Here is a 23,367-nt window from a genome sequence, read left to right on the forward strand (position 1 = left end):
ATTCTTTATAAAATTGCTTCGTTATTAGTTTTAGCTTCTTCTAAAACATTATTTTTATTAGAAATACTATTCAGCTATTAATTGAATTCATTCATTTATCAATAATTGCTTGTCGAGCTTTTTCTTTATCATCAAAATGAATAGTCGAATCCTTTAAAATTTGATACGTTTCATGCCCCTTCCCAGCAATCAAAACAATATCATTAGAAGATGCCATGTTTATTGCATGATTTATAGCAAGTTCACGATCTACTTCTACTTTATAATTCAAATTATTATTCTGTGAAAACCCTTTTTTAATATCTTTCATTATTGCCTGTGGATCTTCCGAACGTGGATTATCAGAAGTAATATAAACAAAATCACTATAACTTCCAGCAATTTCACCCATTATAGATCGTTTTTTTGTATCTCTATCTCCACCGCAACCGAAAACAGTAATAATTTTACCTTTTGAAAACTCGCTAATTGTAGAGAGGACATTTTCTAACGCATCGGGTGTATGAGCATAGTCCACAATTACAAGGAAATCTTGATTTTCGTCTACGATTTCCATTCTACCTTCAATGCTCTTTACATGAGATAAACTGTCACTAATGTTTGTAAGCGGAATACCTTCAACCAATGCAACTGTTATTGCTGCTAATGCATTATAAACATTAAAGCGGCCTACTAGATTTAGATTGATTTCTTTTTCCCCATTAAATGTAGAAACTAAAAACTGAATTCCTTTTGGGCTTAAAGTTATGTTCTTCGCTTGAACATCCGCTCCATTATGTATCCCATACGTAATCACTTCAGCAGAAGTAACTTTTTTAAAGTATTCTACTGATGGATCATCTGCATTCAAAATAGCAATTTTTTTATCTGTAGTAGAAAAATCATTTCCTAATCTAGAAAAAAGAAGACCTTTTACATGCTTATATTCCTCAAATGTACCATGATAATCCAAATGATCTTGCGTTAAATTTGTGAAAACAGCTATTTTAAAGTTACATCCTTTAACTCTCTCCATATGTAAGCCTTGTGACGTAACTTCCATAACACAATAATCTGTATTATGATTTTTCATCGTCTGCAAATTCCGTTGAAGTGTTGGAGGTTCTTGCGTATTAATTTCAGTCGGATACCATTTCGAACCAACTTTCACTCCGTTATTCCCCATAAGCCCTGTTTGAAATCCATAGTCAGTTAAAATTTTTTCAATTAAATAGGAAGTAGTCGTTTTACCATTTGTTCCTGTAATTCCAATGAGCTTTATTTTATTAGATGGGTAGCCATAGAAATGTGATGCGATAATTGCCATAGCATACCTAGCATCTTTAACGATTATTTTAGGTATTTGAATATCCACATCTCTTTCTACAATTAATGCCACAGCGCCATTTTTCACTGCATCTTCAACAAATTGGTGTCGATCTTCAAGAAAACCATCAATACCTGATACACATATAAAAAGATTTCCACTTGTAATCTTTCTAGAATCCATTTCTAATCCCGTAATTTCTACATTCATATTCCCAATGGTATCTTTAATCAATAACAAATTCGCCAGCTCTTTTAATTTCAAATCCCTCGCCCCCTTACACATTTACCCTACTTATTTTACCACTTCATATAAAATAATGGTTTAAAATTCCATATCAGTCGAACGAATTTTAATTATCTTCAATATACATAAATAAAAGAGCACTTGTTTCCGCAAGTGCTCTTTTTGGGGATTTTGAGATATCCTATTATAGAAAGTTAAGGTTACTTAAAGTTAATAGGTATTTCTATTATATGCTTGTCCTTTTTATTTGTGCATTATCAATATATAAACATCTTTAATAATATTTAATAACTATTAATTATAGTTATTTTTTACATTTTATCATTAAGAAATTAATTGAAGGCTTATTTACCATGTTCTTATTTGGTTCGTCAATTTCTGAAACTTTTACTAGTCCATATTTATTAAAATCTTGTTTTACAGATTCAGAATCATAGAAGAACATTTTTACGCCTTCCATTACCTCATAATAGTCTTTATCCAACTGTTTTCCTTTTCCATACATTGGCGCTTTTTTAGAAACTGTTGTAAAAACCAAATACCCGCCTGGTTTTAACTGATTATAACAATCTTTAATAAATTTCTCTCTTTCCTGCTCAGTCAACAAATGAAGAAGTGCATGACTAAATATCCCATCATACTGTTTATTATCAAAAGGCATCTCGTTTACTGAACCGTGATATATACTAACATCTTCTAGTCCATTTTGTTTTGCTAAATCAATGGCGGTTTTTGAAATTTCAATACCTGTTACATCTATACCATTATCGATAAACACCTTTGCGTTTCTTCCATATCCAATTCCCGGAACTAATATGTCCTTAATGTTCTTTTCCAGAAAAAATTTTTTTGTCAAAATCGCAGATTCTGTAGGCTCAAATCCCCACATTGTTTGTTTCTCAATAAAACTTGATTCCCAAAATTCCATTTTATTTTTATCTCCTTATTCTTATCTCATGTATAGCATCACATGAAAGACCTATTAATTTTTTACGCTACTTTTTCCCCCACAGTCACTATAGGTCCATTGAATATAGCATATTAATAGGCCTATATCTAATTTAAAGATTGGCTGAATATCTATTCTAATTATTAACCATTACGTTTAGAGAAAATATAAAAAAGCTAATACTTCCGTTGTAGTATTGGCTTTTCTAAAGAGAAATTATTTTTTTATTTTGTGCTGATCTAATATTTTTTCTAACATTTCTAAAGTTATCGGTTGAGCTTTCTCTATTAATCGATAACCAATACGTCCATTCGGTTCGGCTGTAACTTGTTGTAAACTCTTTAAATCATGAATCCCTTTTTCTCTTAATTGCATATATAGTTGTTGTTCTGACATTTTTGCCTTTATCAAGTTCTCTTTAATAATCTCACCGTTTTCAACAATTACAAAGCTACTGCCATTTAGGAATTGTTCCGCCTTCCTTGATTTCAGTTCAAAGAAATGAATGATAAGAAGTACGCTTGCAAATATTACAGCTGCAAATATAGATGGGATCACTTTCCTACTTAATACAGGCTCTACAATAATACGTGCAATTGATACTACTATAATGATTTCTGCTCTTGTCATTTGGCTAACAGATTTACTCCCTGTCATTTTTAATGCAAGAATCCCAGTGAGAATTAAAATAATGCTTTCAGCAATAATATGCATAATAGCCCAATCCTTTAATGGTAAATGTTATTAGCATTCCCATTTCATATAGCATTCTAAATGAATATTAATTAAACTTTTTTGTAAAAATCAAACTTACATATACTAGGAAATAACCTATTTTAATCGATCTTTTTTCAATAAGAATTGTATAATCCATTGTCCAAAAAATAAAAAGCACCCAAATGGATGCATTGATTAAACTTATTCATTATTACTTTCTTCACTTTTATCATCAACTGATTTCAAGTCTAACATGCTGCCTATATCCGGTGGTAAAGCTAACTCTATTCCAGCTACTGGCTGATTATCTTCATTAAACCATTGTTTCTTAAATTTACTCAATTCTTCACTTTTCTTATTTTCATCCATATTACCCCGCCTTTTATGTACATGATATTAAACACTTTACTTAATATGTACATTGAGAAAGATAATATACTATTTGTTCATAATGAAAGAGCAAAAAAACTTCTTTGTTTACACAAAACGTTGCACCTGTAAAAAATCCCTATAGTTGTTATCCCTCGTTTTATTATCATGTTAATGACGAAACATACGTGAGCTATGTGACATGTACCTGATCATTTTATTCATATGAGACAAATACTTTTAAGGGGGTAATTATCCCTTCACTCAATTCTTAAAAACATTTTTCAAGAGCAGTATAATGAATCTCATGTTGAAAAATCTCTTCTATCCATGGTGTTCTTTCTATCTGATTAAAAAACCAATCTGCATGTTTTTGATAATCATATCCGTCACTTGAACCAATGATTTGCAATTCTTTTCGATAAAAGTCGGCGGTTAATGTTAAGTCTTCTATATTACCATCAGAAAGAATGCATATAGCCCCATTACTTTTAATAGCCTTTTGCAATGTGTGAAACCCTCTATTTGTAGCAGAACATTCCAAACCGTAATTATATGTTTCTATTATTTGCTTTTCTGAATCAAAGAGGTTTTTCGCACCAAACTTCTTTGCAATTTCTCTTCTATTTTTATTAGGCTCAACAACATCCACCTGCTTAACACCTACATAGTATTTTAAAAAATAACAAGCGAGTAAACCGATAACTCCCATTCCAGTAATAAGTACTTTTTCATCCTGTCGCGGGTCTAGCTTCAATACCCCTTTAGCAGCATCACACGAAAGAATAGATAATAAAGCAACTTTAGATTTTATATAACTAGGCACTCGGATTACTTTATCTCCCTTAACTACTCCTATCGTATTATGCCCATAAAAAGAGACAACTTTATCACCTACGTTTAAATTTGTTACTTTATTACCAACTTGAATAACTTCACCATAACTTTCATATCCAGTTTTTCTTGGATAAATAGGATTTGTATCTGAACCATCCAATTCTTTATACTGTGGTAGCTCTGCTCCAATACTTATTGCACCTGCAATTGTTTTAACGATAATTTCCTCATCCTGTATGGACTTAATTTTACAAGTTTCCCACTTAAGACGTTTTGGTCCTTCTAAAACTAATTTATTTTGTTCCATCTATGACCCTCACATTTTATAAAAATATATTCTCACTAGATTTTAAACAATGTATAATAGATTCATCTAAAATTTAAGCTATAATGTTGGCTAGCAACAGTGATAATATGATAATTGAATTTGATGGATATGGAATTAATGAGTATGTTATTGGCTTTAACTGTTCTCTAAACGAATTAAGAACAATGTATTTAAATGTGAAAAATGAAGAGATATCTAACGAAGAGCTTCTAAGCTTATTTTGTGTACATTACCATTATGAAAAAAACCAAAAATTACTACGAGAAGACGTCACGAGCGATGTTGTCATTGATTTAGATACGGACTATATTTATGTTCCTAATAGATAACATGAAACTAGATGAAATGAATAGAAATTACGATTCAGCTAAGTGTTTTATAAAATAAGTAATTGCCCAAATTAATGTCGCAAATTGAGTGACAAAATACATTGTCCATTCAAAACCAGTCAATTTTCTCTCTCGTTTAACTTTCTTTAAGTATCTATAAAATATAAATGTACTAAAAAACATAAGTAACAATGATAGTTGTTGTAAATCATCGACTATACGTACCGCCATTGACTCCATCACCCTCCTATTCAAAATAAATGCTATACTTTAAGGTTATCATCTATTGGTAGTTTATTTCCATTTAAAACGATTATATTCTATACAAAAAGAGCACTCAGCAATTGAGTGCTCTAAAAAGTATTAACGTAACACTTTTCTTTTACTTTTTATAACCGAGGTCTATCACTTCCGGTATATGGTTACTATCATATTTCCTCGTATAGATTTCTCCGTCTGGAGTAACAAATTGTAATACAATCTCACCACAAACACCATTTGGTATTTCAAATTCACCTTGTGTATTTGAAATACTACGTTCCTTACTTTCAATTGAATCTTCATAAATTTTCACATTAGATATAGGTTCGTTATTTTGATCTACGATAATACCTCTTGAATACTTACCAACTGCAATACATTGATCATCTTTTTTATAATATTTAGTCACAACAATGGCTCCAATTAATATAACGATACACACAAACAAGAGAATTATTTTGCGCCTCACAACCAACCTCCTAATTTAAATTATTCTTTTCTAAACTGAAAATTCAACTGTCCTGATTGTTTGATTTCCTCAATTACTTTACGAATACCTTCTTCAATTTTATCTTCTTTTACATTCGATACGTTTAACTTTAGCAACTTTTCTTTATGAAAATCATTTAAATAATTTCTATCAACTGAATCGATACTTATTTGATTTTCTCTTAATGTTTTTATGAATGTTTCTATAGCTATGTTTTTTTGTATTTCTAAACAAGTGTGTATTCCCAATGTGTTTTGTCTATTATATGCAAATAATGATGGATTTTCATTTTGCACTTTTTTTAATGTTTCCGCTAATTTTATTGATCTATTATAGTAGGAAGATTTAATTTTAATCTTATGACGTTCAAACATACCGCTCTTTATATAAATTTCTAAAGCCGCCTGAGAAATCATCGGACTATCAATATCTAATATCTTTTTATATTTATGGAAATCATTTGCGATGGATGGCGGAATGACCGCAACTCCAACCCGTAAACCTGGAAAAATAATCTTCGAATAACTTTTTAAATATATTACATGATCACAATTATCCAAGTTATATAACGGATCTGCTTTTGAATCTGTTTCTAAATCTGCTAAATAATCATCTTCCACTATAAATACATTATATTTCTTAGCCAATAACACGATTTTTTCTTTCTCATCTTTAGAATAAGAATTTCCAAGCGGATGATGATATCTCGGTATCGTATAAAAGAATTTTATTTTACCTGTTCGAAATATACGCTCCAATTCATGCAAGTCAATACCTTCATTCGTACGTTTAATACCGATTACAGGAATTTTATTTATTTCTAGATACTCAATATATAAATGATATGTTGGCTGTTCAATTAATATCGTTTCATTCTCATTTGGAAATGGTATAGAAGTTAGTATAGCTAGTGCTTGTTGTACACCTGACGTTATAAAAATATTTTCTTCTTTAGTGAAGACTTGATAATTTGCTAATTGTTTTTGAATGACCGGAATTAAAGACGGTAAACCTTTCGGCGTTCCGTATACGAACAAGTCATTTTTATACGTATCAATGGCCTTATTAATACAATGCTGAAAATCTAAATATGGGAAAACATCTGGATCTGGTGCTGAGGAAGCAAAATCAATTATCTCGTTATTTTCTATGGTATTCCCAGATTTTTTAACAACGTAGTACCCACTTTGAGGCACGGAATAAATAATATGACGCTTTTCTAATTCATGTAGCGCTCGTATAACCGTTGCCTTATTACACTCATATTGCGTAACTAGTGTCCGAATAGACGGTAGTTTCTTACCTTCTTTTATCTCCCCATTTTGAATCATACTTTCTAAGTCGTTGAAAACATCTAAATACTTATACATCATTACCACCTCATTATTTAATTTGTACCGGTACAATTTGTATTTGTTCACATTGTAGCACTAGATCAGAAGGTTTACTATGTACGTATACTGGCCAGTAAAAAATCAGTTACTATGAGGTGAAATTATGAAACTTACAACAAAGGCATATTTATCAGCTTTACTCTATTCATTTATTATTGGATTTTCCTTTTTATTCGTGAAACTAACACTAACCATTACAAGCCCTCTTGATACTCTGGCTCATCGTTTTACAGTTGCTTTCATAGCAGCAAATATTCCGATTATTTTTGGATTCGTAAAGTTAAATATATCATTAAAAAACATACTTTCTCTTTTACCAATTGCGTTTTTTTATCCAGCACTTTTTTTTGCTTTTCAAGCTTTTGGCTTAGTGTATACAAGTTCCTCTGAGGCGGGAATTATACAAGCGGCGATTCCTATATTTACGATGATGTTAGCTTCCTATTTTTTAAAAGAGTATACAAATACACGGCAAAAAATATCTGTACTCATTTCTGTCATCGGTGTCATTTATATATTTATCATGAATGGTATAGGGACTCATGAAACTAGTTTCATAGGTGTTATTCTTATTTTGCTATCGGCATTATCATCTGCTTTCTATAATGTGTTAGCTCGAAAAATGACGAAGAAATTCAAACTAATGGATTTAACTTACACTATGACAGTAATCGGCTTTATTAGCTTTAATTTAATCGCAATCGCCAGCCATATAAGTAAAGGTACAATAACGGTATACTTTAAACCTTTTACGAATGGAACATTTCTTATCTCTATTTTATATTTAGGGTTACTATCGTCCTTGCTGACGGCATTGCTATTAAACTATTCCTTATCTTATATTGAAGCAGCTAAAATAAGTGTTTTCAGCAATTTATCTACACTTATTACAATTATCGCGGGTGTTGTATTCTTACATGAACAAATCACATACTATCACATCATCGGAACAATTTTGATTGTTCTTGGAGTAGTGGGCACAAACTTCTTAGGAAAAAAGGGATTGTAGTAAAGAAGAAGAATACTTCCTTAAGTAAATAAAAAGTGAGGGATATATATTGCAACGTGTAAATACGATTGATATTAGTAACGTTCTAGAATTAGAAAATGCTTTTTCTACTTTATTAAATGAAGCGATTTCTTCAAAACTAGAGCTTGAAAACTGGTTAAAAAAACAATCTACAGTCATTTGGGAAATTGAAGAACAATTAAGATCACACTATATCGCCTTTCAATGTAATACGGAGAATAAAGAAATAAAAGATACTTTTGAATATGATCAACAATTTGTACGGCCTCTGTTGAAACGTTATCAAAATTCATTTGATAATAAATATTTAGAGTCTCCTTTTCGAATGGAACTTGATCCAAAAACGTATAGCTTACTAGATAAAAAAATTAAGAATGCGCAAACATTGTTTTGTGAAAAGAACATTGATCTAGAGGTAACTGAAGACAAATTAGTAACCGAGTACTTCGAAATTACAGGTGGTTTAACTGCACTATGGGACGGTGAAGAGAAAACAATTACTGAACTACAGTCTTACTTACAAGATCCGGATCGTCATATACGAAAAACAGCAAAAACGCTCATTGCTGAAAAGTTTTTATCTGTTGAAAATAAATTACAACACATATTAAATGAATTAATTGCAATCCGTCACCAAAAGGCGAAAAATATTCAATTAGATAATTATCGTGATTATATGTTTAAAAAACATGAACGTTTTGATTATACGCCTGATGACTGCTATGAGCTTGCTGAATCTATTCGTAAATACGTAGTACCACTTATCGATAAAATGTTTAATGAGAAAAAATCTGAACTTCAAGTAGATAGTCTTCGTCCATGGGATTTAAAAGCAACCGCACCAAATCAAAAAGTATTAAAACCTATCGAAGATGCGAGTGATTTAGTCGAAAAAAGTTCTCGCATTTTACACAAACTAGACCCGAAATTTTCTGCATTATTAAGCCGTATGCATAAAAATAATTGCTTAGATTTAGAAAGTCGTAAAGGAAAAGGACCTGGAGGATTTTGTGAATACTTACCTGCTTCGCAACTATCTTTTATTTTCATGAATCTCAATCATACACATTATGACGTTACTACTTTCCTTCATGAAATGGGTCATAGTATTCATAATGAGTGTATGAATCAGCTAGAGCTACAAAAATATTTAGAAATCCCTTCTGAATCAGCTGAACTCGCTAGCATGACAATGGAATTATTTTCGATGGAGTATTGGGATACATTTTATGAGAATACAGAAGAATTTATAAAAGCAAAATTAGATTTCTTTAAAGATATTGTTAAGTACTTACCACAAATGCTTATCGTTGATCAATTTCAACATTGGATGTATGAAAATCCTAATCATACCGCTAAAGAAAGAAATGAAAAGTATTTAGAATTACATAAAACATACCAATCGAACGTCGTAAATATTGAAGGGTATGAAAATTGGATTGCAACTGGCTGGTTACCTGTACTACACATATTTGAATTACCATTCTATTACATCGAATATGCTATCGCACAACTTGGTGCGTTGCAAATGTATAAACAATATAAAGAAAATCCTAAACAAGCAATAGAAAATTATAAAAAAGCTTTATCATTAGGTAGCTCTAAATCTTTAACGGAAGTATATGAAGCAGCCGGTATTCGTTTTGATTTTTCTGGAGAAACGATTAAAGAACTAATGTTATTTGTAGAGAGTGAATTGGCGTTACTTGAACAATTGTAAGAAGGAAGCTGTTCCTATATTTTAGGTTCAGCTTTCTTTTTTATTTTATTTATCAATTCTATGTACTGAGAATCACCGTATCCGATTGTAGGAAAAAGTTGAAACAACTTTATTAATAATTCACGATTTGATAAGCCTTGATTTTTAGAGATGAATTTCATTACGATATTATCTTCTTTTAGCATTCCTAAATATAAGTCTATAGCCTGATACATTACAGGTGGTACCTTACACGAAGTCTTTTTATGGTTTACTAATACTTCATTGTATATAGAAGAATAATTCCCCAATTCAAGTTCAATTTGATCTACTTTAAATTCATCTTCTCTGAAGCTATTTAAGTATACTTTCCCTTCATAACAAGACTGTTCAAGGTAAGAAAGTATGGTAAGTAGGTTCATTTGGCAAAACATATCTTCACCAAACCATAAAACAATACATTTATACTTTTTCGTAAAAAGGTTTTCTAACGGGTCTATAACCTTTTTTGTATAACTTTCTATTGAACTGTTATGACCTTCTGCTCTTGTTTTAATAAACTCATCATTAAAAACTTGTGTAGTAGCCTGGTTCACACACATTGCCTCATTAAATGGTGCATATTCAGAATCACCCATTAGCTTTTCATTTTTAAAGTCTTCATACATCATTTGACCATTTAATATGTTTAGTACATCTTTATCAAACAGCTCTCTTTTCGCATTTCGTAACTGCTCAACCTCTAATTTTCTAGAAACGTTCATTTTAAACTCCCCTTCTATTTTTAGTTTAATAAATGACTGAATAGGCATTTTGTTAAGCTGGAATTCTCTTGGATTCATTCCAAAAACATTCTTAAAAGCTCTACTATAAGCCTCTTGCGAAGAATAATCGTAATCCAATGCAATATCTATTATCTTTCTATCATTCATCAAATCCCGCGTAGATAAATATAATCTCCTCAAAAGAATATAACGTCTAATACTAATGCCTGTTACTTGGTGAAATCTAAAAGAACAGTAATACGGAGAATAACCCATATAACGCGATAATTCATTTAATGAAAATTCTTCTTTTAAATTGCTCTCAATCCAATTAATCATCTGCTGTATATGTTCATTCATTTCCTTCACTCCTTATTTATAAGTATAAAAGAGGTTCGTTTCTTTCTTTTGATATTTCTTGTGTTTTATAACATGCCCCATCCATGACATCATGCTTCATTTTAAAGGATATCAAAAATAAAACACGAATGTTGTAAATTAAGATTCTTTTCGTTCTCTAGTAAAAAATAAAAGGTTGGAAAGGACGTTACAATGAAAGAGCTAGAAAAAGAAATACTCCAATTCATAAATGAACGATATCCATTAAATCTTATTAACATGAAACTTATAACGAATGAAATGTATCAATGTCTTACAGAACTAGATACATACTTCATTAGAATTACAAACTATAAAACATATGAAGAACAGCTAGAAGAAGTTACATATACGAACTTTTTATATCAAAATGGCTTAGGTGTTCCACTAATAATCCCTTCTTTACAAGGGAATTTTGTAGAAAAGTTTCCATTAGACAAAGAGATTTTTGTCGTATTATATAAAGCTGCGCCTGGTATACATTTACCAAGGTGCGAATGGAATTCTAAAATATTTAAAAAGCTTGGTAAACAACTTGGAAAATTACATCGTATTTCTAAAAGCTTTGAACAGACTAATCCAGTTAAACATATAAACGATTGGTATGAAAATGAAGAGTATAATTTTCTTAAGTATATCCCTAAAGATGAAACTACTATAAGAGAAATTGCCTCTGACGTTTTAACTTCTATAAAGGGGGTAGAAAAATCCCCTTCGAATTACGGCTTAATTCACGGTGATTTATGGTTAGAAAATATTTTAGTTGAAAACAATTCAAACTTAACAATGATTGATTTTCAAGACTGTGAAAAACATTTTTACATATTTGATTTAGCAGTTCCTATTTATAGCGCGATAGAATATTCATTTGCTGGAAATGGGAATATCGCAGACTATGAGCGTTCTATTACAAAAGCAATATTTGACGGATATCAAGAGGAAAATGAACTACCTAAAGAGATGATAGACAAGTTGCCTATGTTTATTAAATTAAAGGAGATTTTTGAATATAGCTTAATGCATATGTATTGGGATAAAGAAAAATTAACTGAGGAACAAGTACGGATAATGAACCTTTATAGGATGAAGATCGAAACTAAATATACCTATATCAATGTTTAAAAATGCTGTTGTTTAACTACAAGGAAACCACTTTCTATCCTTAAATAGAAAGTGGTAAGTTTAATTTACTAGGAATATCGGAAGGGAAATGTGGTGTATACACAATTGAAAATGCATATCCTTGCTCAATAAATGATACTTCATTATGTTTACATTGAAATGGTACACTATTTCTCTTAAAATTAATTTGGATTTGCTGTAAAAATGCAGGGTTCGGTGTTCCGAAAGATACGTTTACTTTCGGTGGTAAAGCTTTCATTGCAATTGGGATCCAAGGTCGTTGCCACCATGTTGCAACAATATATGCTGTGCCCCCTATAACAAAGTTGAAAATATCCCCATCTTCCATCGTTTTCATATTTAGATTTGATTTCAACCATTCTGTAAATACAGGTACACTTTTAACGGGAAGTCCGATTTCTCTTACATATAAAATGTTTAAAGGCGAATGCGGTACTAATACACCTTCTTTAACATAACTATGTGCGATAATTTCGAGAAGGTTTCCATCACCGTCTTTAAAGTATACATTGAATAAACCATTCTCTTCACCAATTACATTTCCATTTTTCCATTTCACAATGAGTAATCCAGAATCCTTTAACCACCTTGCTGTTTCATGAAATTTTGAATATGGAATCTCAAAAGCGAAATGTGCAGGTGCGATTGGTTCGTATACTTCTTGAAAACTAATTGTTGTGTGTGGTGTTACTTCAAATTGAATAAAAGATGCCGTTTCTTTTTTTATTGGAAAAGATAATATGTCCTTATATACTTGTTTTACCCCTTCTATGGAAACCGTTTGTAGTTTTATGTCTGATATATGTGTAATCACGTTACATTCCCCCTTGTTTCTTATTATCTATTCGTATTGTATTACATTTATAAATAGATAGAATCAAACAGAAGGGTGGATTTTTCAAAAAAAAACTACAACTTTAGTATGAATAAGTTAGCTTCTTTCATTGTTAATATAGTATTGTTTCCATACAAAAAAGCTGCTTTTCCTTATACGAAAAGTAGCTTTTACACTAAATACTTTATGATTTTACAGCAATAATCATAAATCTTTTTGAATTCGTACGAATCCCCTTTTCAGAACTATTTGCATCAATGAACTTTTGTAAAATAGTAAAATCCTCTTCCTCTTCTCCAAATCTAGGAATAATAGGTGTATGTTTTAACAAGAAAATAAGATCTTCCGGCGTATTGTAATAATCAGTAACATCATATTCACGTACTTGCACGAGTTCAAATCCTGCATTTATAAGTTCAGCCATATACTTTTCTTTTAAAGATCCATCTCTTTCGCCTAAGCATTGTCCTCTTCCAAATGCCTCTTTCAGGTTCAATTTATCATGTTCGCTAACTTGTTGTGTTAAAAACAAAGCACCTTTTTTCATTACTTTTGCTAATTCGGATGCTATAAACGGTGCGTGGCAACTAGAAGCAATATCAAAATACGACGATAGAAACGTTAAAGCTTCAGAATCCATTTGAAGAAACTCAACATTTTTTACATCTGATTTTCTCAAATTGGAATGTGCTGTTTCAATCATGCTATTAGAATTATCGATTCCAATTAAAAATTTAGCTGCAGATGCTATGTTAAGTACATTTTCGCCTCCACCTGTACCAACATCAAGTAAAATCTGTGATAGCTTGCATCTTTCTTTTACCTCACTATAAAAATCCCATGTATCTCCTACAGTTTCACATTTTACTTTACTAAAATCCCATCCATTTATTCTTCCTACTTTATCATAAAAGTTTTTGTACTCTAATTCGTTCATTTTATGCTTTCCCCTTTGTTGATGCTTATATATTCCACAGCTTCTTAATAAAAATGAGCCATCAATTATTTATTCTATATATGCAAGCCAAGCTTCATAAAACGCTTGAACAGTACGGTACCTGTTACTTTTTTCTTTATGTAGCGCTTTTTTACATATATTATATAATTCTTGTGTACTTTCCCATTTTTCATAGCTTTTATCATTTTTCCCGCCGATAAAGTAAAAAGCAATTCCGGCTAACACATACACATTCGTTTCGCTTGTAATTTGTGCATGCAGTTCATATTCCTCCGGTGCTTTAAAGCGAGTTGTTCCCCAAAAATCCTCCCCAATTTCATTGAATACAGGTGTTTTTTGAAAGAAATCAATATCACAAATCGTCAGTTTTGATTGTTCAAAATTATATAAAATACTACCGTCATAAAAATCAACCATGACATATCCTAGTGACTCCACATATGCTGCAAACTCAAAAATTTGTGTCAATATGTTAAGTCTATTCGACACACATAATTTTCTTAACTTCACAAAAGGCGAATTTGGTGCATGGTGCTTTTCAAACGTTGTAAAGTCCCAATGATTATGCATGCATTCCCCATCAATCCAATGAAAACTTAAACAAAATCCATTTTTCATTTGAATCGAATTAATATATGGAACTAGTAAAGGATGTTGAATTTGTTCATATACTTCCTTTGCTTTCATTAATCGTTGAATTGCATCCTCTACATTACCTTTATACTCTAAATTACGTGCACCAGCATACTTCAAAAAATAGCGTTGTCCATTCTCAATAATACCAAAGCTAATATTTCCTGAATCTTGCTGATCAAAAACAGTAAATACTTCTACACCCTTTAACCAATCAAAATTATGATCCTCAGCTAATGTTATAGAGTATTGATTTTTTCCTATTGTAATATTTATCATGCGCTGCTCCTAACTTTGAGCGAACGTAGTTTATAGAGGCATGATACGCATACTCAAATTATTTTTACCTCATACTTTGTTTTCTTCTGTTTATTCATAAAACATCACTCCTTTCAAATAAAGGCCCTTAATTTCATTCAATAACTACCAATATATTCTTATCTTCTATTATATATTATAAAATAAAAATTATAAGGAAAGTATATTTCACGTGCATAAACAGTTTACATAATAAATTTATAGTTTATTTCTTTATAATATAAATGTCTTCTTCCCCAATCACACATACTATCTAAAACAGCACGGACTGTTTTTACATACTCACATAAACTATAATATTTAATGCAAAATAGTTTTACTATAGGCAATGTACTGTTTCATAATGTAGGATACATTTAAGAAGAGATTATTTAAAAAAGTGGCTTTTTCTTACTAATTTAGAAACTGCTGAAGCAATACAGGATCCTCTTTTAAAAGTTCTGCTAAAAACAAAAGTTGCGGAAAAGGTTGTAAGATTAACTCTTTATCCATGTTTTCTTTTAATTTAGCTATTCCACCTTGCTTAATATAATCGTTTAGTGTTATTTCCTTACTACAAATAAGCCTAATATCACTTACTGAAAGTAATAAGAGCCCGTTCGTTTCGGAAGATGGAGTTGGTTCATTTTCTGCATGTGCCATATACATAGTAGATAAAGTTTCATCTGGACTATCAATAATTAATATTGGATTGATTTCATTTTCTACTTTTATTTTCTTTGATTGTGCACTCCAATTCTCTTTGTAATATATACTTGGCGAACTCAAAATGATAATATCGATAGCAGCTTCTTCTTTCACTTCTCTTTTAGCAGTTTCTACTGCTGTTTCATCCCCTTCTTTATGTCCTCCGAGCCTTACTACACCTAATGTATCACCTTTATTCGTTGGACCAACTTGAAAAACAAATAAATTTTTATACACTACATACGCACCAGCTGTTCGCACATTCTTATCTATTTGTATCAACATTTTCCCTCCTAACGACCTTTGAACAAAATAGTTTACTATAATTTTATTATGTATTTAAATTATCTTCAATCCAACTCGCAGCATCAAGTAGGTTTTGTGCTATATACTTAGGTACTGTTTCTTTCCACGAATTTCTATACTTTGTTAATGAGCTTTCTCCCCATCCTGTTCGTACTAAAATCTTTTTTATAATACTTCCTTCATTTTTATTTCCTCCTTTAAGTTTTAAAATACCTCTAAAAAGTAGGATTCATTTAAAAATTACAGAATTCTATACATAACAAATATTGGACGGATGATTTTCAAATTCCTCTATAATAAAGGTGGTTTAAACAGTTGTGAAATTTATGCTAGAACGCAAGTTTACCGTAAAGACAATTTTTTCTAAAGAATACAAGATTTTTATTTTTGGTTTACTCATTTCACGAATTGGGGATTCACTATATACTTTTGCGCTTCCTTGGATTGCCTATCAATTAACCGGTTCAGCTGTAATTATAAGTTCTTTATTTGCTATTAATGTATTGCCAATTGTTTTATTTGGCCCTTTAGTTGGTGTAATAATTGATCGATCCGATCGAAAAAAGTTACTTTGGATAGCGGATATTACCAATATTATTTTAGTAAGTCTTGTACCCATTCTACATGCATTACATCTATTAGAAATCTGGCATTTATACGTAATTACTTTTATCTTAGCAGTTATGTCTATGCTTTTTGATGTAACCACTGTTACAGTCATTCCACACATCGCAGGAGCATCATTAACGAAGGCTAATTCTTTCTATCAAATGATCAATCAATTGGCTAGTTTGTTTGGTCCAATGATAGCTGGGATTTTCATATCTTTTATTGGCGGCTTTCAAGTACTTTGGATTAATGTTCTTTCATTTATTGCAACATTAGTTGCTGTGATGTTACTACCATCAATTAAAACTGTAAACAGTCAAAATAAGGATAAAAATACATATCAAAATGTACTATCTGATTTGTTTAATGGGTTTAAGTGGCTTAAAAATGACCGCTTAAATTTAGCTTTATCTTTTCAAGCTATGATTGGAAACTTTGGAGCCAGTGCAGTTTTAGGTGTATTCATGTATTATTTACTATCCACATTGCAACTTACCCCGGAACAAAGTGGCTTTAATTATTCATTAATTGGCATAGGTGGGATTTTAGGGAGCTTAATTGCAGTTCCTTTAGAAAAGAAATTACAGCGCGGCCTTCTAATTCCTTCACTCCTATTCACTGGAGCAATTGGCTTAACTTTCGCACTTTGGAGTACATATTGGTTTGCTCCTGGCATTGCTTTCGGTATTGCAATGACTTGCAATATTGCATGGAATATAATTGTAGCCACAGTTCGCCAGGAAACCGTTCCATCAAATATGCAAGGAAGGGTTTTAGGATTTTCACGTGTACTCACACGATTAGCTATGCCACTCGGGGCATTAGTAGGAGGCATTATTTCAGCCTATAATCCAGTACTTGTATTTGCTTTAGCTGCTTTCACGAAGCTACTTGAAGTTTTTATTGCACTATATAGTCCGATACGAAAACTATGATGGAAGGAAAGATAATTATGTATGATTGGTTAATTGAAATCGAAGAGCAAAAATATCCAGCACCTACTATAAATGAAGATTTTCATATAGAAAAGGCACCTCCTGTATCTTCAAATACTTCTCTCAGTCCAATTTGCCAACTTTTCAGTGGCATGGTTGTCATACTTGAAGAGGACGTTTATACGTCCTTTCCCATTACAAATGACATTACTTTAAATATAGTTAAAAATGAATTAATCCCTCATTATAAAGATGTGAAACAAGTTTTTATTAATAATGAATTACATGAAATTTTCATGATAGGTTTAAAGGAAGAATCAAAACAAACTTTAAAAGCACTTCTAACTAACGGTATATATCCCGTAGTGCCTGATTTATACCGAAGTTGTTCTTTTAATAGAATTGTCGGTAGAAGAACATTAAAATATTATTCTGTACTATTCGATTGCATTGCTCCGATGTTCTTAAAAGAAACTCAAGAAATAGCATATTTCCTCAAACATTCATTCTTTCAAAAAGAGAATTGCATTTCTTTAGTACCAACAGGTTGGTTTTTAAAAGAGTCATTAAAGGATTCCATTACACTCCGCTCATTTTGTACATTTGCAAATAAAATTGTACTAGTAGTTGACGAATCGAATCAAGAAGTAATTTCTCTTGATATTTACGGATAAGTTGATAAAGGGGGCGCGTCAGGAAAATACGAATTTACAACGATAAGGAAATTCCAAATTTAAAAGCCCAACTTCTCTACAAGTCACAATAGAGAAATTGAGCTTTTCAGTTACTTCATTTATTTATTGAATTCATTAACTGGAAGAAGTATTCAGGTTTATGAGTTTTATTTAGGTTATACCATGAATGTAATGTATCTGGTGTAAATACATCTATTTTTTTCAATACCTCCATTGCAAATTCCAGAGGAGCTATTCCTGATGCAGTAACTAAATTCGCATCAGATATTGCAGATCCCAACTCATAGAACTTTTCTCCTTTATAGTTAGGACATACCATTTTAGTATATTCTAAGTTATTACTTGTATGCTTTCTAGTATCTAAGTATCCCATATTCGCGAGGCCCTCAGTTGCACCACAAATTGCAGCAACAATAGTACCAATCTTTAAAGCTTGGCCAATTCTTTCCAAGATCGGTTGATGAATTTCTTCACTCCAAGTAGTCCCTCCTGGTAAAATTAAAAGATCATTACTCTCAAGAGTACATTCATCAAGGGAAATATCTGGTTTTATGCTCAGTCCTCCCATAGTAGTAATCATTTCTTTATTAGCTCCTACTGTAATTACTTTTAAAGGTGCTAAATCTTTTTTGAAATATCTTCCTGAGTTTAATTCAGCAATTAAATATCCATATTCCCAGTCTGACATTGTATTAAATACATATAGAAATGCTTTTTTTGTTTGCATCCAGTAACACTCCAATCACAATTTATATAGCTATTATAATATAACTTCCCTGACAGTTAACGTCAGGGAAGTTATCATACTTGATGAAATTTTATTAATTCCGAAAGAACTTCAATAAGTCTTTTCTTAAGACTTATTGGCTCAATAACTTTAATAGATTTATTGTACGGTAAAAGTAAATAAGGTACATATGTATGTAATATATCTTTTTCAAGAAGAAAAACTGCTTGATTTGAAGTCCGTTCTTGTAAATAATGTCCTAAAAACCAATGTTGGCAAATATCAGCCAATACACTTTTATCCCCATTAATAACCAAAGAAATAGTCCCTTCCTTATCTTCTATAGTTGGAAGAAGACCATTTATAAAAAAGTCACGTGCTGAAAAATTTTCCGGTCGGTTAAACTTATTTTCTGTTAGCATTAAACTTTCAATTCGATCTACTCTAAAACTACGGATATCATTCCTAAGATGACAAAATCCAATCACATACCACTTATTATTCCAATAGATAATTTTGTACGGATCGACCAATCTATAATTTAATTGCTTTTCACCACTTTTATGGTAAAGAATTTTTACTGAGTAGCCGTCAGCTACAGCCTGCTCCAACTCCTTCAAAAAAGGTTCCATAGAGAGTGAACTTAATCGACTTATTACTTCAAGACTAGCTAAATGTTGGTTTATCTTTGTTTCCTGCTCTTGATTTGAGTATTTACTTAGTTTTGAAATGGCCCTATTTAGTGCTTTACCTCCATAATATCCGGCTTCTTCTGCAAAAACAGCAGCGTGAAATAGTGCAGTTTGCTCCTCAAAATCAAAAAAAAGAGGAGCCTCAATAAAATTGTTCAATAAAGTGTAACCACCGTTATGTCCTGGTTCTGAAATGATAGGTACGCCACTTGTTGAAATTGTATCAATATAACGATACACAGTCCTTATATTCATCTCTAACTTTTCTGAAATTTGTTTTGCAGTAATTTTTTCACCTGAACGAAGCATCCATAGAATTGCTAACATATTGTCAATTTTAGGCATATAATTCCACCTCTATATGAAATTTATTTTCTATTATATATTTCCTGTTTTTAGTATAACTCATCAACTGTTCCTTTCCGATAGCTTTCTATATAATGAGACCCTAGCCACATTTGTAATTTCACAAATTTGATTTACAGTCATATCTCCCTCTTTATAAAGCTTTACTGCATAATTCATTCCTGCATGATTTTTATGGTACTTCTTTAACCGACCTTTACAATTTCCTTCTTTTTTAGCCAATTCAACACGCTATCGCATATGGATAAGATCACGTTCTAATTGGTTTACAACCGCCATAACCGTAATATTGCACCATAGTTCACCTTAAATCTGGGAACATATTAATTTGCTAGGAGAATACCATTTTAATTCCAAGAAAGTGATCTCATTAGATTCTTTAAGACCACTGAAACTTTCTTAACGTTATTCAAAACGGGAGAATCGTCAGGAAAATTGGCTAAGTATTGTAAATCCTCATTTCCGTGACGGTACACCATAAAGAAAAAAGGCATATAATTAATGCCTTTTTTCTTTATCATCATTTAACTGGATAACAAACTTCTGTAACCCACTTATTAGGATCCGATTCCATCGCTGGGCTCACATGGTAAATATTAAACATCGGGCCTGCTAATTCGTAACCTTCTGTCTCAATCCATTTTGCAGCTGTCATTTGTTCATAACTTCCATTAACTGTTATAGACGCTACATGAGTTGATTCAATATTTTTAAATGTAACATCATTTGTATTTTCATGTTTACCTAAAATACTTAGCTGTATTCCTACATCTACATCATTTTCTATTCTTGATTAAGGAAGACAAAAATACAATAACTCGGATTTTCCATACTAATATTTTTAATATGAATTTCTTGCATCAATATGCTTCATAAATTGCCTTCACAAATTTCTCCTTATACTCTATTCCTTCTTAAGGCTATAAGAATTGATATTAGCCCGTTCACAGCTAATAAAGTTACAATAATACTTGTAAATAAGGCTACGTCTGGCGCAAATATTTTAATCGCACGCCACGGTGATCTTGTACTATAAGTAAGAATTGGGATGAACATAATAGATAATAGTAAGGGTAGAATCCCTATGGATAACCAAATTACCTTTTTTGCAGTTTTCCTATGTTTATACTTTTTAAGTAACATAAATGACATTATGAAAAGTATAAGTGTAACTATCAATAAAATAATTTGTGTTAATGGTATATTTTTAGGGATATCAACCGGTTCTTCCCCATTCATAATACTAATAAGCCCATTTTTCAATACCGATAGTGCTGGTTCTTCTAAAACATGATTTTTATTTGTTAAAATCACTCCACCCCAGCCACTTTTATTTAAAATAAATAATTCTGCACGAGCATCAGGCGTTGATCCTGAATGCCAAATCATCGTTTCGCTTTCATTTACATTTGTTGTTCTTAATCCAAAACCATAACTTTTTTCTGAATTTATTTTATAAAGTGGGGACAGATAAAGATCCATGTTTTCTTGCTTTAAAAATTGAGCATCCTCTGGCCGATTCAAAAACATAATATATTGAATCATATCTTCTAAATTTGCAGTAATATAGCCATACGGTGCCCCTGCATTATCATAGGACACTACACTTTTTCTTGGTATGCCAAACCACGACTGATAACCTGTTAAATAACCTTTTTCATATGCAGTTTCTTTACTTGCTGCCGCGCTATTCATATTTAACGGCTGAAAAACATGCTTTTCCATATATGATGAATATGTTTCATTTGTGACGGCCTCAATAAGCGCACCAAGTATTATATAATTCGCATTACTATATTGATATTTTTCACCTGGTGGAGCAGTTAATTTTACATTTGATAGTTTCATTACATTTTCTTGTAATGCTGTAGAATTTTCGGATTGCTTATCTGATAATGCTAAGCCCTCATATGTACTGATTCCGCTTGTATGAGTTAGTAGATGTTGGATTGTTATAGTTGAGGATATTTTAGGATATTTTAGTTTAAACCAAGGAAGATACCGTTGAACTGGATCCTCTAATTTTAATTTTTTATCTTCTATTAATTTCACTATAGCTAAAGCTGATAAAGATTTACTTATTGAGCCGATTGCAAATGGGGTTTTACTAGTTACCTTTTTTTCAGATTCTCCAGTAATCCCCATCGTTTTTGTGAAAAATACATCTTTATTATGTACAATTGCAACAGAAGCTCCTGGAATGTTCTGCTCCTTTATAAATTTTTCAATATACTTATCTAATGCAATTTTAATATTTTGCTGAGCATAAACTTTAGAATCTGTAATGCATAATATTAATATATTACAAATAATATAAAATAGAGACACTTTATAGATCGTATTCTTCATTATGCTTTGACAGCTTTCGTTTTTTATAACTTACTAAACTAATAAATACTACTACAGAGAACATAAAACTAATCATTATTAATAATAAATTCCACCATTGATTTTCTGAAATACGATATAAAAGATTATACTGAAATGTATTTTTACTATTATTAAATGATCTAGTTAAAAATATTGTGAATGTAGTTTGCGAGATGAGGTAAGTAATAATTGCGATGAATATGCCGCGTAAGATAGGTGTGTTTAATTTCCCTTTTTCATTTTTAAGTTGTTTCATTTTAACTTGTAAATCAATCTCATTTATTTCTAAATAATTTTGAACAAATAATTGAGGTGTACCTAAATCATCTATACTATCTTCACCATGTTCACGACATTCTTGAATATGTTCTAATATTTGTCGCTTAATATTTTTCCTTTCTTCTAAACTAATATCGTATTGCTTTAATTCCTTAAGTACGTCTGTTAAAAATTGCTTTTCTTTACCTATCAATCTATTCCTCATTTCAGAAGCTCTCCTTTCAAACCGCTTTTTAATAATGTTTGAATATCTGATTGCAATTCTAACCACTCATTAATTTTCTTCTCAAGACGTATTTTTCCACTTTCATTAATTTCATAATAAACCCTAACTTTACCACTTTCTGTTACTACTTGATAAGTATTAACCCACTCTTGATTTTTCAACTTAGTTAATATGGGGTAAATACTTCCTACTCCTTTCAATTTTAAATTGTTTACTTCGAGTTCTTTCATAATCTCATAACCATAACTTTTCTTTTTCGACAAAATAGATAATACACACATTTCTAAATGACCTTTAATTAAACTTGTTCTGTCCATAGGATAAATTTAACAGAAATATATACTTCATTCAAGTATATATTTCTGTTAAATCCGAAAAATCAGACAACATAACGAAGATATTACTTGCGAACTGTTTTTACCCCTAACAATCACTTTTATAATATAATAATTACATAATATATTAACTGTTCGTCCCTTTTATATTTCTAT

23 protein-coding genes and 3 pseudogenes are annotated in these 23,367 nt (G+C 31.1%); 6 read left to right on the forward strand and 20 right to left on the reverse strand.

The window, feature by feature from the left end:
- Positions 1-91 precede the first annotated feature (91 nt).
- The 5 genes from ACXVYO_RS13520 to ACXVYO_RS13540 all read right to left on the reverse strand — a co-directional run bounded on the left by ACXVYO_RS13520 (position 92) and on the right by ACXVYO_RS13540 (position 4,731).
- Positions 92-1,570: a UDP-N-acetylmuramoyl-L-alanyl-D-glutamate--2,6-diaminopimelate ligase gene (locus tag ACXVYO_RS13520; RefSeq protein WP_458467418.1), complete on the reverse strand. Its 1,479-nt coding sequence runs from the start codon at positions 1,568-1,570 to the stop codon at positions 92-94.
- A gap of 286 nt (positions 1,571-1,856) precedes the next feature.
- Positions 1,857-2,480: a class I SAM-dependent methyltransferase gene (locus ACXVYO_RS13525; protein WP_458467419.1), complete on the reverse strand. Its 624-nt coding sequence runs from the start codon at positions 2,478-2,480 to the stop codon at positions 1,857-1,859.
- 237 nt (positions 2,481-2,717) lie between these two features.
- Positions 2,718-3,215, reverse strand: a complete 498-nt coding sequence (locus ACXVYO_RS13530) for a DUF421 domain-containing protein (RefSeq protein ID WP_458467420.1) — start codon at positions 3,213-3,215, stop codon at positions 2,718-2,720.
- A 204-nt stretch (positions 3,216-3,419) separates the two neighbouring features.
- Positions 3,420-3,587 carry a hypothetical protein gene (locus tag ACXVYO_RS13535; protein WP_165915404.1) on the reverse strand — a complete coding sequence of 56 codons (168 nt, stop codon included), beginning with the start codon at positions 3,585-3,587 and terminating at the stop codon, positions 3,420-3,422.
- 271 nt (positions 3,588-3,858) lie between these two features.
- Positions 3,859-4,731: a zinc-dependent alcohol dehydrogenase gene (locus tag ACXVYO_RS13540; protein ID WP_458467421.1), complete on the reverse strand. Its 873-nt coding sequence runs from the start codon at positions 4,729-4,731 to the stop codon at positions 3,859-3,861.
- 107 nt (positions 4,732-4,838) lie between these two features.
- On the opposite strand from ACXVYO_RS13540, the gene ACXVYO_RS13545 reads away from it, so the two are divergent.
- Complete coding sequence (locus ACXVYO_RS13545) at positions 4,839-5,081, forward strand: hypothetical protein (RefSeq protein ID WP_458467790.1); 243 nt, start codon at positions 4,839-4,841, stop codon at positions 5,079-5,081.
- Positions 5,082-5,108: 27 nt separating this feature from the next.
- Here the strand turns inward: ACXVYO_RS13545 and ACXVYO_RS13550 are convergent, their stop codons facing one another.
- The 3 genes from ACXVYO_RS13550 to ACXVYO_RS13560 form a co-directional block, all read right to left on the reverse strand.
- Complete coding sequence (locus ACXVYO_RS13550) at positions 5,109-5,312, reverse strand: hypothetical protein (RefSeq protein ID WP_458467422.1); 204 nt, start codon at positions 5,310-5,312, stop codon at positions 5,109-5,111.
- A gap of 151 nt (positions 5,313-5,463) precedes the next feature.
- Positions 5,464-5,811: a carboxypeptidase regulatory-like domain-containing protein gene (locus ACXVYO_RS13555; protein WP_458467423.1), complete on the reverse strand. Its 348-nt coding sequence runs from the start codon at positions 5,809-5,811 to the stop codon at positions 5,464-5,466.
- Positions 5,812-5,831: 20 nt separating this feature from the next.
- Entirely contained in the window at positions 5,832-7,202 is a 1,371-nt protein-coding gene (locus ACXVYO_RS13560) for an aminotransferase-like domain-containing protein (RefSeq protein WP_458467424.1), read from the reverse strand.
- Between the two features lie 127 nt (positions 7,203-7,329).
- On the opposite strand from ACXVYO_RS13560, the pseudogene ACXVYO_RS13565 reads away from it, so the two are divergent.
- Positions 7,330-8,267 (forward strand): annotated as a pseudogene (locus ACXVYO_RS13565) (DMT family transporter).
- A gap of 17 nt (positions 8,268-8,284) precedes the next feature.
- Complete coding sequence (locus ACXVYO_RS13570) at positions 8,285-9,976, forward strand: M3 family oligoendopeptidase (protein WP_458467425.1); 1,692 nt, start codon at positions 8,285-8,287, stop codon at positions 9,974-9,976.
- A gap of 14 nt (positions 9,977-9,990) precedes the next feature.
- Here the strand turns inward: ACXVYO_RS13570 and ACXVYO_RS13575 are convergent, their stop codons facing one another.
- A complete protein-coding gene (locus ACXVYO_RS13575) occupies positions 9,991-11,079 on the reverse strand; it encodes a helix-turn-helix domain-containing protein (RefSeq protein ID WP_458467426.1) in 1,089 nt (362 codons plus the stop codon).
- A 192-nt stretch (positions 11,080-11,271) separates the two neighbouring features.
- On the opposite strand from ACXVYO_RS13575, the gene ACXVYO_RS13580 reads away from it, so the two are divergent.
- The gene (locus ACXVYO_RS13580; RefSeq protein ID WP_458467427.1) at positions 11,272-12,219 is read left to right on the forward strand and encodes a phosphotransferase enzyme family protein; all 948 of its coding nucleotides are present in this window, start codon (positions 11,272-11,274) and stop codon (positions 12,217-12,219) included.
- A 40-nt stretch (positions 12,220-12,259) separates the two neighbouring features.
- On the opposite strand, the gene ACXVYO_RS13585 is transcribed toward ACXVYO_RS13580, so the two are convergent.
- The 4 genes from ACXVYO_RS13585 to ACXVYO_RS13600 all read right to left on the reverse strand — a co-directional run bounded on the left by ACXVYO_RS13585 (position 12,260) and on the right by ACXVYO_RS13600 (position 15,953).
- Positions 12,260-13,054: a VOC family protein gene (locus ACXVYO_RS13585; RefSeq protein WP_458467428.1), complete on the reverse strand. Its 795-nt coding sequence runs from the start codon at positions 13,052-13,054 to the stop codon at positions 12,260-12,262.
- 205 nt (positions 13,055-13,259) lie between these two features.
- A complete protein-coding gene (locus tag ACXVYO_RS13590) occupies positions 13,260-14,012 on the reverse strand; it encodes a class I SAM-dependent methyltransferase (RefSeq protein WP_458467429.1) in 753 nt (250 codons plus the stop codon).
- A 69-nt stretch (positions 14,013-14,081) separates the two neighbouring features.
- Entirely contained in the window at positions 14,082-14,945 is an 864-nt protein-coding gene (locus ACXVYO_RS13595; protein WP_458467430.1) for a serine/threonine protein kinase, read from the reverse strand.
- A gap of 432 nt (positions 14,946-15,377) precedes the next feature.
- Complete coding sequence (locus ACXVYO_RS13600; RefSeq protein ID WP_458467431.1) at positions 15,378-15,953, reverse strand: NUDIX hydrolase; 576 nt, start codon at positions 15,951-15,953, stop codon at positions 15,378-15,380.
- A gap of 341 nt (positions 15,954-16,294) precedes the next feature.
- Here ACXVYO_RS13600 and ACXVYO_RS13605 point away from each other — a divergent pair, with 341 nt between their 5' ends.
- Together ACXVYO_RS13605 and ACXVYO_RS13610 are read left to right on the forward strand one after the other, a co-directional pair.
- Positions 16,295-17,521: an MFS transporter gene (locus ACXVYO_RS13605; protein WP_458467432.1), complete on the forward strand. Its 1,227-nt coding sequence runs from the start codon at positions 16,295-16,297 to the stop codon at positions 17,519-17,521.
- A gap of 17 nt (positions 17,522-17,538) precedes the next feature.
- Entirely contained in the window at positions 17,539-18,195 is a 657-nt protein-coding gene (locus ACXVYO_RS13610) for a hypothetical protein (RefSeq protein WP_458467433.1), read from the forward strand.
- A gap of 115 nt (positions 18,196-18,310) precedes the next feature.
- On the opposite strand, the gene ACXVYO_RS13615 is transcribed toward ACXVYO_RS13610, so the two are convergent.
- The 7 genes and pseudogenes from ACXVYO_RS13615 to ACXVYO_RS13645 form a co-directional block, all read right to left on the reverse strand.
- Positions 18,311-18,943, reverse strand: a complete 633-nt coding sequence (locus ACXVYO_RS13615) for a type 1 glutamine amidotransferase family protein (protein WP_458467434.1) — start codon at positions 18,941-18,943, stop codon at positions 18,311-18,313.
- Between the two features lie 74 nt (positions 18,944-19,017).
- Positions 19,018-19,980: a helix-turn-helix transcriptional regulator gene (locus ACXVYO_RS13620; protein WP_458467435.1), complete on the reverse strand. Its 963-nt coding sequence runs from the start codon at positions 19,978-19,980 to the stop codon at positions 19,018-19,020.
- A 63-nt stretch (positions 19,981-20,043) separates the two neighbouring features.
- A pseudogene (locus ACXVYO_RS13625) lies at positions 20,044-20,289 on the reverse strand (helix-turn-helix domain-containing protein); the annotation flags it as partial.
- A gap of 232 nt (positions 20,290-20,521) precedes the next feature.
- Positions 20,522-20,889 (reverse strand): annotated as a pseudogene (locus tag ACXVYO_RS13630) (GyrI-like domain-containing protein); the annotation flags it as partial.
- Between the two features lie 9 nt (positions 20,890-20,898).
- A complete protein-coding gene (locus ACXVYO_RS13635; RefSeq protein ID WP_458467436.1) occupies positions 20,899-22,350 on the reverse strand; it encodes a serine hydrolase domain-containing protein in 1,452 nt (483 codons plus the stop codon).
- Entirely contained in the window at positions 22,331-22,855 is a 525-nt protein-coding gene (locus ACXVYO_RS13640; RefSeq protein ID WP_458467437.1) for a hypothetical protein, read from the reverse strand. The genes ACXVYO_RS13635 and ACXVYO_RS13640 overlap by 20 nt, the downstream gene beginning before the upstream one ends.
- Positions 22,852-23,157: a PadR family transcriptional regulator gene (locus ACXVYO_RS13645; RefSeq protein ID WP_458467791.1), complete on the reverse strand. Its 306-nt coding sequence runs from the start codon at positions 23,155-23,157 to the stop codon at positions 22,852-22,854. Before ACXVYO_RS13645 ends, ACXVYO_RS13640 begins: the two co-directional genes overlap by 4 nt.
- Positions 23,158-23,367 lie beyond the last annotated feature (210 nt).

Source organism: Bacillus sp. BC08 (genome assembly GCF_054326875.1).

Bases quoted from the DNA above. Each gene is read 5' to 3' on its own strand.
- ACXVYO_RS13575 (WP_458467426.1), bottom strand. From the start codon at position 11,079: ATGAATGAACATATACAGCAGATGATTAATTGGATTGAGAGCAATTTA.
- ACXVYO_RS13530 (WP_458467420.1), bottom strand. From the start codon at position 3,215: ATGCATATTATTGCTGAAAGCATTATTTTAATTCTCACTGGGATTCTT.
- ACXVYO_RS13645 (WP_458467791.1), bottom strand. From the start codon at position 23,157: ATGTGTGTATTATCTATTTTGTCGAAAAAGAAAAGTTATGGTTATGAG.
- ACXVYO_RS13615 (WP_458467434.1), bottom strand. From the start codon at position 18,943: ATGCAAACAAAAAAAGCATTTCTATATGTATTTAATACAATGTCAGAC.
- ACXVYO_RS13535 (WP_165915404.1), bottom strand. From the start codon at position 3,587: ATGGATGAAAATAAGAAAAGTGAAGAATTGAGTAAATTTAAGAAACAA.
- ACXVYO_RS13580 (WP_458467427.1), top strand. From the start codon at position 11,272: ATGAAAGAGCTAGAAAAAGAAATACTCCAATTCATAAATGAACGATAT.
- ACXVYO_RS13550 (WP_458467422.1), bottom strand. From the start codon at position 5,312: ATGGCGGTACGTATAGTCGATGATTTACAACAACTATCATTGTTACTT.
- ACXVYO_RS13560 (WP_458467424.1), bottom strand. From the start codon at position 7,202: ATGTATAAGTATTTAGATGTTTTCAACGACTTAGAAAGTATGATTCAA.
- ACXVYO_RS13545 (WP_458467790.1), top strand. From the start codon at position 4,839: ATGATAATTGAATTTGATGGATATGGAATTAATGAGTATGTTATTGGC.
- ACXVYO_RS13610 (WP_458467433.1), top strand. From the start codon at position 17,539: ATGTATGATTGGTTAATTGAAATCGAAGAGCAAAAATATCCAGCACCT.
- ACXVYO_RS13540 (WP_458467421.1), bottom strand. From the start codon at position 4,731: ATGGAACAAAATAAATTAGTTTTAGAAGGACCAAAACGTCTTAAGTGG.
- ACXVYO_RS13525 (WP_458467419.1), bottom strand. From the start codon at position 2,480: ATGGAATTTTGGGAATCAAGTTTTATTGAGAAACAAACAATGTGGGGA.
- ACXVYO_RS13595 (WP_458467430.1), bottom strand. From the start codon at position 14,945: ATGATAAATATTACAATAGGAAAAAATCAATACTCTATAACATTAGCT.
- ACXVYO_RS13640 (WP_458467437.1), bottom strand. From the start codon at position 22,855: ATGAGGAATAGATTGATAGGTAAAGAAAAGCAATTTTTAACAGACGTA.
- ACXVYO_RS13590 (WP_458467429.1), bottom strand. From the start codon at position 14,012: ATGAACGAATTAGAGTACAAAAACTTTTATGATAAAGTAGGAAGAATA.
- ACXVYO_RS13620 (WP_458467435.1), bottom strand. From the start codon at position 19,980: ATGCCTAAAATTGACAATATGTTAGCAATTCTATGGATGCTTCGTTCA.
- ACXVYO_RS13635 (WP_458467436.1), bottom strand. From the start codon at position 22,350: ATGAAGAATACGATCTATAAAGTGTCTCTATTTTATATTATTTGTAAT.